11 protein-coding genes are annotated in these 15,679 nt (G+C 70.3%); 3 read left to right on the top strand and 8 right to left on the bottom strand.

Annotated elements, in window-relative coordinates; all coding sequences use genetic code 11:
- Positions 1-174: 174 nt before the first annotated feature.
- From NQU54_RS19430 to NQU54_RS19400, 7 genes are all read right to left on the bottom strand, one after another.
- Complete coding sequence (locus NQU54_RS19430; protein ID WP_167503826.1) at positions 175-1,377, bottom strand: acyl-CoA dehydrogenase family protein; 1,203 nt, start codon at positions 1,375-1,377, stop codon at positions 175-177.
- 1 nt (position 1,378) lies between these two features.
- On the bottom strand, positions 1,379-1,885 hold the full coding sequence (locus tag NQU54_RS19425) for a MaoC family dehydratase (protein ID WP_100805820.1): 507 nt from the start codon (positions 1,883-1,885) through the stop codon (positions 1,379-1,381).
- Between the two features lie 3 nt (positions 1,886-1,888).
- Positions 1,889-2,869: an HpcH/HpaI aldolase/citrate lyase family protein gene (locus NQU54_RS19420; RefSeq protein ID WP_069867036.1), complete on the bottom strand. Its 981-nt coding sequence runs from the start codon at positions 2,867-2,869 to the stop codon at positions 1,889-1,891.
- Positions 2,866-4,884 carry an ethylmalonyl-CoA mutase gene (locus NQU54_RS19415; RefSeq protein ID WP_257632139.1) on the bottom strand — a complete coding sequence of 673 codons (2,019 nt, stop codon included), beginning with the start codon at positions 4,882-4,884 and terminating at the stop codon, positions 2,866-2,868. The genes NQU54_RS19420 and NQU54_RS19415 overlap by 4 nt, the downstream gene beginning before the upstream one ends.
- Positions 4,881-6,329 (bottom strand): crotonyl-CoA carboxylase/reductase, encoded by a 1,449-nt coding sequence (gene ccrA, locus NQU54_RS19410; protein ID WP_257632138.1) that lies wholly within the window; start codon positions 6,327-6,329, stop codon positions 4,881-4,883. The genes NQU54_RS19415 and ccrA overlap by 4 nt, the downstream gene beginning before the upstream one ends.
- Before the next feature lie 944 nt (positions 6,330-7,273).
- Positions 7,274-8,098: a TetR family transcriptional regulator gene (locus NQU54_RS19405; protein ID WP_257632137.1), complete on the bottom strand. Its 825-nt coding sequence runs from the start codon at positions 8,096-8,098 to the stop codon at positions 7,274-7,276.
- A gap of 115 nt (positions 8,099-8,213) precedes the next feature.
- A complete protein-coding gene (locus NQU54_RS19400) occupies positions 8,214-10,052 on the bottom strand; it encodes a 3-hydroxyacyl-CoA dehydrogenase family protein (protein WP_257632136.1) in 1,839 nt (612 codons plus the stop codon).
- 397 nt (positions 10,053-10,449) lie between these two features.
- Between NQU54_RS19400 and NQU54_RS19395 the strand changes: the two genes are divergently transcribed.
- Positions 10,450-11,121 carry a HEAT repeat domain-containing protein gene (locus NQU54_RS19395; RefSeq protein WP_257632135.1) on the top strand — a complete coding sequence of 224 codons (672 nt, stop codon included), beginning with the start codon at positions 10,450-10,452 and terminating at the stop codon, positions 11,119-11,121.
- Positions 11,122-11,268: 147 nt separating this feature from the next.
- On the opposite strand, the gene NQU54_RS19390 is transcribed toward NQU54_RS19395, so the two are convergent.
- Positions 11,269-12,303, bottom strand: a complete 1,035-nt coding sequence (locus tag NQU54_RS19390; RefSeq protein WP_257632134.1) for an Rv2578c family radical SAM protein — start codon at positions 12,301-12,303, stop codon at positions 11,269-11,271.
- A gap of 158 nt (positions 12,304-12,461) precedes the next feature.
- Between NQU54_RS19390 and NQU54_RS19385 the strand changes: the two genes are divergently transcribed.
- Together NQU54_RS19385 and NQU54_RS19380 are read left to right on the top strand one after the other, a co-directional pair.
- Entirely contained in the window at positions 12,462-12,905 is a 444-nt protein-coding gene (locus tag NQU54_RS19385; RefSeq protein WP_069867029.1) for an SRPBCC family protein, read from the top strand.
- A gap of 358 nt (positions 12,906-13,263) precedes the next feature.
- The gene (locus tag NQU54_RS19380; RefSeq protein ID WP_257632175.1) at positions 13,264-15,672 is read left to right on the top strand and encodes an MFS transporter; all 2,409 of its coding nucleotides are present in this window, start codon (positions 13,264-13,266) and stop codon (positions 15,670-15,672) included.
- The last annotated feature ends 7 nt before the right edge of the window (positions 15,673-15,679 follow it).

Below are 15,679 nucleotides of genomic sequence, written 5' to 3'. Positions count from 1 at the left end.
CCTTCGTAGCGGAGGATGCCGCGACGCAAGACTGGGGACGGCGGCTTTCCGGGATGGTATCGGTTGCGAGCGGTAACTGGGCAAGCGCCAGGGCCTGTCGGTGGCTTGTCAGTGACCGAAGACCCTCGGCGCGGTGTGACCTTCTTCTCTCGGATACCACCCCAAAAGGGACGTTCAGTCTTGGGTTCGGTATTCCTCCAGGAGTCTCCGTCCAATAATCATTTTCTGAATCTCGGCGGTTCCTTCGCCGATGAGAAGCATCGGTGCCTCTCGGTAGAGGCGCTCGATCTCGTATTCCTTGGAGAAGCCGTACCCGCCGTGGATGCGGAAGGCGTCCTCCACGACCTCTTTGCAGTACTCCGACGCCAGGTACTTCGCCATTCCCGCCTCGAGGTCGTTGCGCGCGCCCGAATCCTTCTTACGGGCCGCATTGACCATCATCGCATGAGCCGCCTCGACCTTTGTTCCCATTTCGGCCAGTTTGAACTGGATGGCCTGGTGCTGGGCGATCGGCTTGCCGAAGGTATGCCGCTGCTGTGCGTATGCAACGCCCAGCTCGAATGCGCGCCGCGCCACTCCACAGCCGCGCGCGGCCACATTCACCCGGCCGACCTCCACTCCGTCCATCATTTGGTAAAAACCTCGGTTCGGCGTCCCGCCGAGCACCCGATCGGCCGGAATGCGCAGTCCGTCCATGATGAGCTCGGTGGTGTCGACCCCCTTGTAGCCCATCTTCTCGATCTTGCCGGGGATGGTCAGACCGGGCCGGACCTCGCCGAAGCCCGGCTCCTTCTCGACCAGGAAGGTGGTCATCGCCTTGTGCGGGGCGACCCCCTCCTGGGCCTCGCCGGTCCGGCACAGGACCGCCACCAGGGTGGCGGTGCCGCCGTTGGTCAGCCACATCTTCTGGCCGTTCAGAACGTACTCGTCGCCGTCCCGCACCGCCTTGCTGGTGATCGCCGACACATCCGAGCCCAGCCCCGGCTCCGACATCGAGAAGGCGCCCCGGATCTCGCCCAGCGCCATCTTGGGAAGGAAATACTCCTTCTGCTCCTCGGTGCCGTGCTGCTTGAGCATGTAGGCCACGATGAAGTGGGTGTTGATGATGCCCGAGACGCTCATCCAGCCGCGTGCGATCTCCTCCACGCACAGCGCGTAGGTGAGCAGCGACTCGCCCAGACCGCCGTATTCCTCCGGGATCATCAGCCCGAAGACGCCGAGCTCCTTCAGCCCCTCCACGATCGCCGTCGGATATTCATCGCGATGTTCCAACTCGGTCGCGACCGGCAGGATCTCCTTGTCGACAAAATCCCTGACCGTGGAGAGGATCTCCCGCTGGATGTCGGTCAGGCCCTCCGTCTGTGCGAGGCGGCTCATATCACTGCTCTCCCAGCTCCGGGCGGCCCGGCTGCTCGCCGCCGCGCTCCTTGATGTATGTGGCGGTCGGCACCATCACCTTGCGCCGGAAGACACAGACCAGGGTGCCGTCCTGCTTGTAGCCCTTGGTCTCCACATGCACGATGCCCCGGTCCGTTTTGGACTTCGACGGCGTCTTGCCGAGCACCGTCGTCTCGCCGTAGATCGTGTCGCCGTGGAAGGTGGGCGCGACATGGCGCAGCGACTCGATCTCCAGATTGGCGATGGCCTTTCCGGAGACATCGGGGACGGACATGCCCAGCAGCAGCGAGTAGATGTAGTTCCCGACCACCACGTTCTTGCCGAAATCGGTCGTCTTCTCGGCGTAGTTGCTGTCCATGTGCAGCGGGTGGTGGTTCATGGTGAGCAGACAGAAGAGGTGGTCGTCGTACTCGGTGACCGTCTTCCCCGGCCAGTGCCGGTAGACGTCCCCCACCGTGAACTCCTCATAGGTACGGCCGAACTGCATGGCTCACGCCTCCGGGGGCTGGAAGGTGGACGTACGGGCCATCCCGGCCGCGCGGCCCTTGCCCGCGATGACCAGGGCCATCTTGCGGCTGGCCTCGTCGATCATCTCGTCGCCGAGCATCGCCGAGCCCTTCATACCGCCCTCCGCCGAGGTGCAGTAGTCATAGGCGTCCAGGATCAGCTCGGCGTGGTCGTAGTCCTCCTGCGACGGCGAGAAGACCTCATTGGCCGCCTCCACCTGGCCGGGGTGCAGCACCCATTTGCCGTCGTAGCCGAGGGCGGCGGCGCGCCCGGCCACCTCCCGGAAGCCGTCCACGTTCCGGATCTGGAGGTAGGGGCCGTCGATCGCCTGGAGGTCATGGGTGCGGGCCGCCATCAGGATCCGCATCAGGATGTAGTGGTAGGCGTCCGCCGGGTAGCCGGGCGGCTGCTCGCCCACGACCAGCGACTTCATGTTGATGGACGCCATGAAGTCGGCCGGGCCGAAGACGATGGTCTCCAGGCGCGGCGAGGCGCCGGCGATCTCGTCCACGTTGACCAGGCCCTTGGCGTTCTCGATCTGCGCCTCGATGCCGATCCGCCCGATCTCGAAGCCCATGGTCTTCTCGATCTGGGTGAGCAGCAGGTCCAGCGCGATGATCTGCTGGGCGTCCTGCACCTTGGGCAGCATGATGCAGTCCAGGTTGGGGCCCGCGCCCTCGACCACCGTGATGACGTCCCGGTACGTCCAGTGGGTGGTCCAGTCGTTGACCCGTACCACGCGCGTCTTACCGGTCCAGTCGCCCTCGTTCAGCGCCTTGACGATGGTGTGCCGGGCGTCCTCCTTGGCCAGCGGCGCACAGGCGTCCTCCAGGTCCAGGAAGACCTGGTCGGCCGGGAGCCCCTGGGCCTTCTCCAGGAAGCGCGGATTGGAGCCGGGGACGGCCAGGCAGGAGCGGCGCGGGCGCAGCCGGCTGGCCGCATCGGAACGGTCGGGGGCGGTCATACGAGAACCTCCAGAGGGGGAAGCGTGTTCGCGGCGCGGATCTCATCGACAATACGGCCGATGATCTCCGTGATGCCGAAGTCCTTGGGGGTGAAAACTGCGGCGACACCGGCCGCGCGCAGTGCGGCGGCGTCCGCGGCCGGGATGATCCCGCCGACGATGACGGGGATGTCCTGGGCGCCCGCGGCGCGCAGCCGATCCAGCACATCGGGCACCAGCTCGGCATGTGAACCGGACAGGATGGACAGCCCCACGCAGTGCACGTCCTCGGCCACGGCCGCCGAGACGATCTGCTCCGGGGTGAGCCGGATGCCCTGGTAGACCACCTCGAAGCCGGCGTCCCTGGCCCGTACGGCGATCTGCTCGGCGCCGTTGCTGTGCCCGTCGAGACCGGGCTTGCCGACCAGCAGCCGCAGCCTTCCGCCGCCCAGCTCGGCCACCGTCTTGTCGACCTTCTCGCGGACGGAGGCCAGCGGGGAGCCCGTCTCCGTGGCGACGGTCAGCGGCGCGCCGCCGACCCCGGTGGGGGCGCGGTACTCGCCGAAGACATCGCGCAGCGCCCAGGCCCACTCCCCGGTGGTCACGCCCGCGCGGGCGCAGCGCAGGGTCGCCTCCATCAGGTTCTCGGTGCCCGCGGCGGCCTTACGGAGGGCGGCGAGGGCCTCCTGGGCGGGGCCCTCGTCACGCTCCTCGCGCCAGGAGTGCAGGGCCGAGACCACCCGCGCCTCGTTCTCCGGGTCCACCGTCATGATCGCGGTGTCGAGGTCGGCGGTGAGCGGATTGGGCTCGGTGGACTCGTAGCAGTTGACGCCGACGATCTTCTCCTCGCCCGCCTCGATCCGCGCCCTGCGCTCGGAGTGGGAGGCCACCAGCCGCGCCTTGAGGTAGCCGGACTCGACGGCGGCCATCGCCCCGCCCATCTCCTGGATCCGCTCGATCTCCGCCTCGGCCTCCTCGACCAGCGCGGCGACCTTGCTCTCGATCACCTTCGAGCCCTCGAAGATGTCGTCGTACTCCAGCAGATCGCTCTCATGGGCGAGGACCTGCTGGATGCGCAGCGACCACTGCTGGTCCCAGGGCCGGGGGAGGCCCAGCGCCTCGTTCCAGGCCGGGAGCTGGACGGCGCGGGCGCGGGCGTCCTTGGAGAGGGTGACGGCCAGCATCTCCAGGACGATGCGCTGGACGTTGTTCTCCGGCTGGGCCTCGGTCAGGCCGAGCGAGTTCACCTGGACGCCGTAGCGGAACCGGCGGTGCTTGGGGTTCTCGATGCCGTACCGCTCCCGGGTGATCCGGTCCCAGATGCGGCCGAAGGCGCGCATCTTGCACATCTCCTCGATGAAGCGGACGCCCGCGTTCACGAAGAAGGAGATCCGGGCCACCACATCGCCCTTACGGTCCTCGGGAACCTGCCCGGAGGCGAAGACCGCGTCCAGTACGGCGATCGCCGTGGACATCGCGAAGGCGATCTCCTGCACCGGAGTGGCCCCGGCCTCCTGGAGGTGGTAGCTGCAAATGTTGATCGGGTTCCACTTGGGGATGTGGTGGACCGTGTACGCGATCATGTCGGTGGTCAGCCGCAGGCTCGGGCCCGGCGGGAAGACATGCGTACCGCGCGAGAGGTACTCCTTGACGATGTCGTTCTGCGTCGTCCCCTGGAGCTTCGCGATATCGGCGCCGTGCTCCTCCGCGACGACCTGGTAGAGCGCCAGCAGCCACATCGCGGTCGCGTTGATGGTCATGGAGGTGTTCATCCGCTCCAGGGGGATCTCCTGGAACAGCCGTCGCATGTCGCCCAGATGCGAGACCGGGACCCCGACCCGGCCCACCTCGCCCCGGGCGAGGATGTGGTCGGGGTCGTAGCCGGTCTGGGTCGGCAGGTCGAAGGCGACCGAGAGCCCGGTCTGGCCCTTGGCCAGGTTGCGCCGGTACAGCTCGTTGGACGCCTCGGCGGTGGAGTGCCCGGCGTAGGTCCGCATCAGCCAGGGCCGGTCCTTGGGACGGGGCGCGCCACTCATCGGACGTCCTCGCTGCGCTTGGCGGTCCGCTCCGACAAGTCGTCACGGCTGTGCTTGTTGGTCCGCTCCGACAAGTCGTCACGGCTGTGTTCGTTGGTCCGCTCCGACAAGTCGTCACGGAACAGGTTGATGGCGTCGATGTGCTGGTCGCGCATCGCCTGGTCGCGTACGCCCATGCCCTCCTCGGGGGCCAGGCACAGCACGCCGACCTTGCCCTGGTGGCGGTTGCGGTGGACGTCGTACGCCGCCTGCCCGGTGTCCTCCAGCCGGTAGGTCCTGGACAGCGTCGGGTGGATCTTGCCCTTGGCGATCAGGCGGTTGGCCTCCCACGCCTCGCGGTAGTTGGCGAAGTGCGAGCCGACGATCCGCTTCAGCGACATCCACAGATAGCGGTTGTCGTACTCATGGGTGTAGCCGGAGGTCGATGCGCAGGTGACGATCGTGCCGCCCTTACGGGTCACATAGACGGACGCGCCGAAGGTCTCCCGGCCGGGGTGCTCGAAGACGATGTCCACGTCCTCGCCGCCGGTCAGCTCGCGGATCTTCTTGCCGAGCCGCTTCCACTCGCGCGGGTCCTGGGTGCCGTCGTCCTTCCAGAACGTGTAGTCCTCGGCGGTGCGGTCGATGATCGCCTCGGCGCCCATCCGCCGGCAGATCTCGGCCTTCCGCGGCGAGGAGACCACACAGACCGGGGTGGCCCCGCCGGCCAGCGCGTACTGGGTGGCGTAGGAACCCAGCCCGCCGCTCGCGCCCCAGATCAGGATGTTGTCGCCCTGCTTCATCCCGGCGCCGTTACGGGAGACCAGCTGCCGGTAGGCGGTGGAGTTGACCAGGCCGGGGGCGGCCGCCTCCTCCCAGCTCAGATGGGCCGGCTTGGGCATCAGCTGGTTGGACTTGACCAGGGCGATCTCGGCGAGCCCGCCGAAGTTGGTCTCGAAGCCCCAGATGCGCTGTTCGGGGTCGAGCATGGTGTCGTTGTGGCCGTCGGCGCTCTCCAGCTCGACCGACAGACAGTGCGCGACGACCTCGGCGCCCGGCTGCCAGGCGTTCACGCCGGGGCCGGTGCGCAGCACGACGCCCGCGAGGTCGGAGCCGATGATGTGGTACGGCAGGTCGTGCCGCTTGGCGAGGGGGGAGAGCTTGCCGTAACGCTCCAGGAAGCCGAAGGTCGGCAGCGGCTCGAAGATCGAGGTCCACACGGAGTTGTAGTTGACCGAGCTGGCCATCACGGCGACGAGTGCCTCTCCGGGGCCCAGCTCGGGCACCGGCACCTCGTCCACGTGCAGTGACTTGCGGGGGTCCTTCTCCCGGGTGGTGAGGCCCGAGAACATCTCGGCCTCGTCCTTGCGCACGGTCACCGCGCGGTACGACTCGGGGATGGGCAGGGCCGCGAAATCCTCGGGTGCTGTGTCCGACGCCAGGATCGCGTCAAGTATCTCGTTCATCGGTGCCTCCGGCGAAGCGTCCACGGGGGGACGCCTGAGGGAACGCTGGGCTCGTGACGGGTGATGCTGATGCGGTGCCGTCGGTTCGGCGGAGGTGGTGCTCGATATGGCGCGGGTGGCGCCGGGTGCCTGGTGACGCAGGCGTTGTCCGGGCGCGCGAAGCGGCTTGCGGGGACAGCCGGCGCACGGAGGTTGGCAGCGCGCCGGCCGCCCGGACACCCTCACGGTATGGCACGCTGTGCCACCTCGCAAGACACTGGGTGCCAACAAATTCCCTCAGTAGTCATCTCCGCTGCACACATGAGCAAGACGACCGCCCGCAGGGCGGGCGGCGCCCGTCGGGTTTTGCGCACGGACGGCCAGCCGCCCTTCTCCAGCAAGAGCGGCGGCGGAGCCGAGATGACCGATCAGACGTCGGCTCCGCGGCCCGGCCGGGCCCCCTCATTCCGCCGCGACGGCGGGACGTCGGACGACGAGGCCCGGCGCTGCCGAACCGCCCGCATGGGCGGACGACGCCGGCCCAAGCCGCCCCGGGAGGCGAACCCAAACCAGCGGCGCCGAGGTGGCCCGCTGGGCGCTGGCTTTGGGGCCAGGCTGGGCCCCCTCTCCCCGCCGCGATGGTGGGTCGCCCGATGGCGAAGTCCGGCGGTGCCGAGCCGCCCGTATGGGGCGGACGACCTCAGCCCAAGACGCGGGCCACCGGCCCCGAGAGGCGAGCCCGGACCGGCGGCAGCGCGAGGTGGCCGCCCGGCCGCTGGGCCCGCGGCCCGGCTGGGGCCCGGCCGGGCCCCCTCTCCCCGCCGCGACGGTGGGTCGCCCGATGGCGAAGTCCGGCGGTGCCGAACTGCCCGCATGGGGCGGACGACCTCAGCCCAAGACGCGGGCCACCGGCCCCAGGAAGCGAGCCCAAACCAGCCCCCGGACCGGCCCCCATAGCGGCAGCGCTACCGCTTGAGCGCTTCCCGGATCGTCCGCATCACCTCGGTCAGCGGCGCGTCCGTGCGCGCGACCATCACCATGACCTCGTCCTCCTTCGTCGCCGACACCGTCGCCGCGGGGCGGCCGCCGGCCACGGTGGGCCGCCCCCCGATGCCGCTCCCGAAGGTTTCGCGGACGATCGCGAAGGCGTGGTCCAGCTGGGTCTCCACATCGCCCTCGCCGCCCGCCCGCAGCCAGCGCCGCAGCACATGGTTGTGGGCCGTGACCACGGCCGAGGCGGCGACCTCTGCCAGCAGCGGATCGTCGTCGCCGTCGTGGTGGGCGCCCTCGTCGAAGTGGCCCAGCAGATAGCGGGTGAACAGCCGCTCGTAGCGGGCCACCGAGGCGATCTCCCGCTCCCGCAGCGCCGGTACCTCACGGGTCAGCTGGTAGCGCTCCACGGAGACGCTCGGCGCGGACGCGTACATCCGCATGACCTCCTTGATCCCGCGGCACACGGTGTCCAGGGGGTTCTCATGCGGAGGCGCCGCGTCCAGCACCTCGGCGGCCCGCACCAGCGTGTCGTCGTGGTCCGGGAAGATCGCCTCCTCCTTGGAGCGGAAGTGCCGGAAGAAGGTGCGCCGGGCCACCCCCGCCCTGGCCGCGATCTCGTCGACGGTCGTCGCCTCGTACCCCTGCGTCGCGAACAACTCCATCGCCGCGGCCGCGAGTTTGCGGCGCATGGACAGACGCTGAGCCGCGGCGCGGCGACTTCCCGCGCTCCCACCGCCACCGGACGAGGGGGATCGCTTCGTACGCTCCGTACGCGTGGCCTTCACGGGCTGGGACATGTGGGGAACGTAACACGCTTGTGAGTGCCGGTGCGGGGGCAGACCGACGGAAGGTTCCAGCAGTCCGCCCCACCCGGAACCGGACTCAGTCGGTCCGCCCCACCCGGTGACGTATTCAGGCTTTGGCATACTCGCGGAAGCCGCGCCCGGTCTTGCGCCCCAGGCACCCCGCGGCCACCAGATGCTCCAGCAGCGGCGCCGGTGCGAGGCCCGGTTCACGGAACTCCCGGTGCAGCACCCGCTCGATGGCCAGCGACACATCGAGCCCCACGACGTCGAGCAGTTCGAAGGGACCCATGGGATAGCCGCCGCCCAGCTTCATCGCGGCGTCGATGTCGTCCGGGGTGGCGTAGTGCTCCTGGACCATCTTCACGGCGTTGTTGAGGTACGGGAAGAGCAGGGCGTTCACGATGAACCCCGCCCGGTCGCCACAGTCCACCGGATGCTTGCCCACCGCCGCGCACACCGCGTGCGCGGTCGCGCGCACATCGTCCGCGGTGAGCACGGTGTGCACCACCTCGACCAGCTTCATCGCGGGCGCCGGGTTGAAGAAGTGCAGACCCACCACGTCCTGCGGGCGGGAGGTGGCCCGCGCGCAGGCGATGACCGGCAGCGAGGAGGTGGTCGTGGCCAGCACCGCACCCGGTTTGCAGACCTTGTCCAGCACCCGGAAGAGCTCCCGCTTGACCGCCAGGTCCTCGGCCACCGCCTCCACGGCAAGATCGACCTCGGCGAACGCGTCGAGGGTGTCGGCCGGGGTGATCCGCGCCAGCGCCCGCTCCCGGGCCTCAGCGCTCATCCGGCCCTTGGACACCGCACGTTCCAGGGATTTCCCTATGCGGGCCTTGGCCGCCGCGGCCTTCTCCCGGGTCCGGCCGGCCAGCACCACCTCCAGGCCCGCCTTGGTGAAGACCTCGGCGATCCCGGCGGCCATCGTGCCCGAGCCGGCGACGCCGACGGCGTGCACCGGGCGCGCGCCCTCCGCGGAGTGCCGCCCCTCGGCCGTCGCGGCGTCCGGGACGACGGTGCCGCTGCCCGGCGCCTCGTACGTATAGAAGCCGCGGCCCGCCTTACGGCCGGTGAGACCGGCCTGGGAGAGCTGCCCCAGGATGGGCGCGGGCGCGTGCAGCCGGTCGCCGGAGGCGGCGTACATGGCCTCCAGGACGGTCCGGGCGGTGTCGACGCCGATCAGGTCGAGCAGGGCCAGCGGGCCCATCGGCAGCCCGCAGCCGAGTTTCATCGCGGCGTCGATGTCCTCCCGCGCCGCGTACCTGGCCTCGTACATCGCGGCGGCCTGGTTGAGATAGCCGAACAGCAGCCCGTCGGCGACGAACCCCGGCCGGTCGCCGAGCGCCACCGGCTCCTTGCCCAGATCGAGGGCGAGCGCCGTGACCGCCTCGACGGCCGCGGGGGCGGTCAGCACGCTGGAGACGATCTCGACGAGCTTCATCGCGGGCGCCGGATTGAAGAAGTGCAGGCCCAAGACCCGCTCCGGATGGGCGGATTCGGCGGCCAGCCGGGTCACCGACAGGGCGTTGGTGCCGGTCGCGAGGACCGCGGTGGGGCTGATGACGGTGTCCAGCTCGGCGAAGACCTCGCGCTTGGTGCCGTAGTCCTCGGGCACCACCTCGATCACCAGCTCGGCGCCGGCGGCGGTACGCAGATCGGTGGAGACACGGAAGCGGTCGAGGATCGCGGCGCGCTCGCGCTCGCCGATCCGCTCGCGGTGCACGGCGCGGGCGGTGGCGACCTCGAGCGCGGTGACGGCTCGGCGGCAGGCGCTTTCGCTGATGTCGATACCGATCACCTCGCGGCCGGCCCGGGCCAGGATCTCGGCGATGCCGGTGCCCATCGTGCCGAGCCCGACGACGGCGACAGTAGTGAGCGGGGCCTGGGAGGGGGAGAGATCAGAGGGGGACGCAGTGCTGACGCCGGTGTGTGGGAGACGGTCCATCGCGGACTCCAGAGGGTGTTCCCCGGATGCGGGGATGAAGTGACGACTGAGGGGAGCTCGTGCCATGCCACGGACGCCGTACACGCCACACATGCGCTGGGGGCTGACGCGGCTGACACAAATCCCCGATGGAAGGGCTTGCACGCTCCCTTACGGACAGCGCCGCACGGAGGAGACTGCCCCTGGGAGACACGCGGCCGGCCCTGTCCCGGGGCCATGCCGTACTCGCTGTTCTGGAACTGCCGAACCGACGTCACACAAGACGGCTGCGTCACCAGGCCGCCGGAGCAGGGGTGCTGCTCGTGTTGCCACTTTAACTCGCGGGTAACCAAGATGCCAGAGCTCAATAGTGAGGCCGTGCGCCGGGGCGCGGCTCACCGGGGAGGGGAGACCTCGTATGGACGATGAATTCCGGACGCTGACGGAGCGGGTACGGGCCTCGCTCTCAACCCCTCAGGAAACCGCGGCCCATGCCTCGCTGCTCGCGCTCGTGCGCCAGGGCACCCCCGGCGCGCGTGAACAGCTCGCCCGCATCCTCGTCGCGCCGGAGCAGCCGCTGTGGGCGCGGGAGACGGCCGCCTTCGTGCTCGGCAGCGCCGGAGACCGCCGGGCCTTCGAAACCCTTGTCCTGTTGCTCAACTACCGCGAGCCGGCCCGCTGTGCGACCGCCGCCCGGGTGCTGGCCCGCCTCGGCGATCCGCGCACCGCGCGGGCCGCCGCCGCCCTGGCCACGAACCCGCTGCGCACCGCGTACTCCCTGCACCCCATCCGGCTGCTGGTGGAGCTGCGGGCCCCGGAGTCCGTACCGGCTCTGGTCGCCGCCCTGGAACGGCAGTTGGCGGCCCGCGACCGGCACTGGGCGATCGCCCGCGCCTGCGTCGAGGGCCTGGGCGCGATCGGCGACGAGCGCGCCATCCCGGCCCTGACCACCGCCGCCCAGCACATACGCCTCAGCGCGGCGGCCGCCGCCGCCCTCGCCCGTATCACCGGCGAGGGCGCCGTCACGGGCGGGGGCGCCCCGGAGTCTGCGGGCAAGGGCGGCGCGGCGGAGAAGGTGGGGGGTGGGTGAGACGCGCGTGCGGTGAGGGGAGCGGGGGCGCCGGGGGCGGGACCTCGGGGCAGGGACGGCCGGGCCGACGCCGGCAGGCGTGCTCACGGCAGCGTCAGCCGGGCCGGATCACAGCGGGGATGGCCGGGCCGGCGGTCGCACGTGTCCTCACAGCAGCGTCAGCTGGGCCGGCTGTGGCGGTGGGTCGGCACGGGCGTCCGGCTCCTCGGGCACATTGCGGTGGGTGCCCGCCGCGTACGGGCCGATGCCGTACTCGGCGGCGAAGTCATGGACCATCCCGGTGATCCGCCGCTGGTACCACTTCGGGGCGTAGGAGCCGCCCTCGTACAGCGCGTCGTACCGCCGCAGCAGCCGGGGGTGGTGGTGGGTGAGCCAGGTGGTGAACCACTCGCGCGCGCCCGGGCGCAGATGGAGCACCAGCGGGGTCACGGAGGTGGCCCCGGCCTCCGCGATCGCCCTTACGGTGGCCCGCAACTGCTCGGGGGAGTCGCTGAGGAAGGGGATCACCGGGGCCATCAGCACCCCGCACGGGATCCCGTGGGCGGACAGCGTCCGTACGACGTCCAGGCGCCGCTCGGGCGAGGGCGTGCCCGGTTCGACGGTGCGCCACAGCTCGCCGTCGGTGAAGCCGACCGAGACGGAGACGCCGATGTCGGTGACGCGCGAGGCCCGCCGCAGCAGCTCCAGATCGCGCAGGATCAGGGTGCCCTTGGTGAGGATCGAGAAGGGGTTGGCGCGCTCCGCGAGCGCCGTGAGGATGCCGGGCATCAGCTGGTACCGGCCCTCGGCGCGCTGGTAGCAGTCCACGTTGGTCCCCATGGCGATGTGCTCACCGGTCCAGCGGCGGGAGGCCAGCTCGTGGCGGAGCAGCTCCGGCGCGTTGGTCTTCACCACGATCTGGGAGTCGAAGCCGAGGCCGGTGTCCAGGTCGAGATAGCTGTGCGTCTTGCGCGCGAAGCAGTAGACGCAGGCGTGGGTGCAGCCGCGGTACGGGTTCACCGTCCATTCGAAGGGCATCCGGGAGGCCCCGGGCACCCGGTTGATGATCGAGCGCGCGCGGATCTCATGGAAGGTGATCCCGCGGAACTCCGGGGTGTCGAAGGTACGGGTGGTCACCGCGTCGGCGGCGAAGAGGGCCGGGGCGGCCGCCTTGTCGTCTCGGGTCAGATTGTCCCAGCGCATCGCAGGCACCTCCGGGTCTCGCTCGTTACCACAATAGAACACATGTTTGATTGGTTTTCGTCAACCCTGGATTTGGGCGGGTGCCGCTGAGGTGGTTGGCTTGCGCCTGTCAGGGCGTCGCGGCTCATGGCGCCACCTCGAGTGCGGAAGGAAATGCGATGGGGCAGGTCGAGGCCACCACGGAGCGGATCGTCACGGGTAAGCCCGAGGATGTGTTCGACGCGCTCGCCGATTACCGCGAGACCCGCCCCCGGCTGCTTCCGCAGCAGTTCAGCGAGTACGAGGTGCGCGAGGGCGGCGACGGTGAGGGCACCGTCGTGCACTGGAAGCTCCAGGCCACCAGCAAGCGGGTGCGCGACTGTCTGCTGGAGGTCTCCGAGCCGGCCGACGGCCAGCTGATCGAGAAGGACCGCAACTCCTCCATGGTCACCACCTGGACCGTCACCCCGGCGGGCGAGGGGAAGTCGCGGGTCGTCGTCACCTCGACCTGGACCGGTGCGACCGGTATCGGCGGCTTCTTCGAGCGGACCTTCGCCCCCAAGGGGCTGGCCCGGATCTACGACGAGCTGCTGGCCAAGCTCGACGCCGAGACGGCCCAGTAGCGCGCAAGGCGTCCTGATCCCGTCCCCCGGACCGAAGGCCGCACTCACCGGTTCGGGTGGTTTTCTCCGCGGTCCGGCATACCCCCGTACACACTCTCACCGGGGGTAATGCCGTTGGCGGCCCCTCGTCGGCGATTCGTCGCTGTTTGCCCCTGGTTGCGCGTGATGCGAGAAATGGGCGGCGCAGGTGTGACGAGGGGAGAAGGACGTGGGCGGCACCACCGGGACCACCGGGGCCACCGTGCCGAAGCGGCGGGAGAGCCGCGAGCGGCGCGGGGGGTACGAACCGGCGGGCCCTCCCGTCCACGCCACCGATGACGGGACCGACGGAGCCGGGGGCGCGGGGGCGGGTGCGCCCCTGACGGGCGACGGCGCCGCACCGGCGCCGGTCCCGCTCAGCCCGGCCCGGGTGCGGACGGTCTTCTTCGGGCTGATGCTCGCGCTGCTGCTCGCGGCTCTCGATCAGACCATCGTCGCCACCGCCCTCCCCGAGGTGGTCGGTGAACTCCACGGTCTGGACAAGATGTCCTGGACCGTCACCTCCTACCTCCTCGCGGTCACCATCGTGCTGCCGCTCTACGGCAAGCTGGGCGACCTCATCGGCCGTAAGAGCGTCTTCGTCTTCGCGATCGTCGTCTTCGTCGCCGGATCCGCGCTCGCGGGCTGGTCACGCACAATGGACGAGCTCATCGCATTCCGGGCGGTACAGGGCGTGGGCGCCGGTGGTCTCATGATCGGCGTCCAAGCGATCATGGCCGATATTGTTCCCCCCAGGGAGCGCGGCCGGTATATGGGGCTCATCGGCGCCGCGTTCGGCCTCGCCTCGGTGGCCGGGCCGCTGCTCGGCGGATTCTTCACCGACCACGCCTCCTGGCGCTGGTGCTTCTACGTCAACGTGCCCCTCGGGCTGGTCACCCTCGCCGTCGTGGCCGCCGTCCTCAAGGTGCCGGAGCCGCCGCGGCGGGCGCGCTTCGACTATCTGGGCGCGCTGTTCCTGTCGCTGTTCTCCACCTGTGCGGTGCTGCTGACGAGTTGGGGCGGCACGGAGTACGCGTGGGGCTCCCGCGTCATCCTCGGGCTCGCGCTGGGTGCGGCGGGTTCGGCCATCCTCTTCGTCGTCGTGGAGTCCGTCGTCCCCGAACCGATCATCCCCATGCGGCTGTTCCGCGATTCGGTCTTCTGCGTCAGCGGGCTGATCGGCGCCGTCGTCGGCATCGCCCTCTTCGGCGCCGCCAGCTATCTGCCGACCTTCCTCCAGATGGTCGACGGCGTCTCGGCCACCGAGTCGGGGCTGCTGATGGTGCCCATGATGGGCGGCATGGTGCTGGCCTCCATCCTCTCCGGCCAGCTGATCAGCGCCACCGGCCGCTACAAGGTCTTCCCCGTCACCGGCGGGCTGATCTCCATCGCCGGTATGTGGCTGCTCTCCCGGCTGGAGGAGGACACCTCCCGCCAGGACTACAGCCTGTGGATGGGCGTCCTCGGGCTCGGCATCGGGCTCGTCCTGCCGGTGCTCGTCCTCGCCGTGCAGAACTCCGTGCCCGCCGCCGATCTCGGCTCCGCCACCAGCGCCAACAACTACTTCCGGCAGATCGGCGGCAGCGTCGGCGCGGCCGTCTTCGGCACCCTTTTCGCCAACCGGCTCGCCGACCGCCTCAAGGTCGATCTGCCCTCCGGGCCGGCGTACGGGCGCGGCGGAGACGGGTCCGGTCTGCCCGACCCCGACTCGGTCACCCCGCAGATGGTGCACGCGATGCCGGGCCCCCTGCGCGACGGCTACATCGCGGCGTACGCCCACGCCATGCCGCGGATCTTCCTCTATCTCGTGCCGGTGCTCGTCCTGGGCTTCCTGCTCGCCTTCCTCCTGAAGGAGAAACCTCTGGTGTCCCACACCGACTATGCCGTCCAGCAAGACCCGCAAGATCTGCGAGACCCCGTGGTGCCAGCCGCGCGCACGGGCACCGGGCCCCGGCACGCCGGGGCGGCCGCCGCCGCGCCGCCGCCCACCGCGGGCGTCCCGGTCTGCGGCACGGTCCAGCACCACGACGGCACCTCGGTACCACGGGCCGCATTGACCCTCATCGACGTCGGCGGACGTCAGATCGGGCGCGGTGCCACCGGGGAGGACGGGCGCTATGCGCTGAGCACGCCAGGCGCCGGGGCGTACGTCCTGATCGCGGCGGCCGGCGGCCATCAGCCGAGGGCGGTCAGCGTCACCGTCGGGGAGCGCTCGGTCGAACTGGACGTGGTCCTCGGCGGCGCGGGGCGGCTCGCCGGTGCCGTCCTTACGGCGGACGGCACGCCCGTAAGGGAGGCGACCGTCACCCTGACCGATGTGCGCGGCGAGGTCGTGGCGGCCACTCGCAGCGGCCGTGAAGGGGGTTATGTGATGGACGAGTTGGTGGCGGGTGAGTACACCCTGGCCGCCAGCGCCCCCGCGTTCCGCCCCGCCGCCCTCCCCATCACCGTCCAGGCCGCCCGGGAGACCCGGCAGGACATCGAACTGGCCGGTGGCGCGGTGCTGCGCGGGGTCGTCAGGGCCACCGGGGGCCGGGTGGTGGAGGACGCCAGGGTCACGCTGCTGGACGCGGCGGGCAATGTGGTCGACACCGCGACCACGGGCCCGGAGGGCGCGTTCCGGTTCATCGATCTGTCGGCGGGCGAGTACACGGTCATCGCGGCCGGCTACCCGCCGGTGGCGACGGTCCTCCAGGTCGCGGGCGGCGGCCGTACCGAGCGCGATCTCCAACTGGGCTACGAGGACTAGAGCCTGC

It is taken from the genome of Streptomyces malaysiensis subsp. samsunensis, assembly GCF_024519315.1.
In the GTDB taxonomy this organism is placed as follows: domain Bacteria; phylum Actinomycetota; class Actinomycetes; order Streptomycetales; family Streptomycetaceae; genus Streptomyces; species Streptomyces malaysiensis.
Note: the sequence above shows the minus strand (reverse complement) of the source record. Positions and strands in the feature narration are given on the sequence as shown.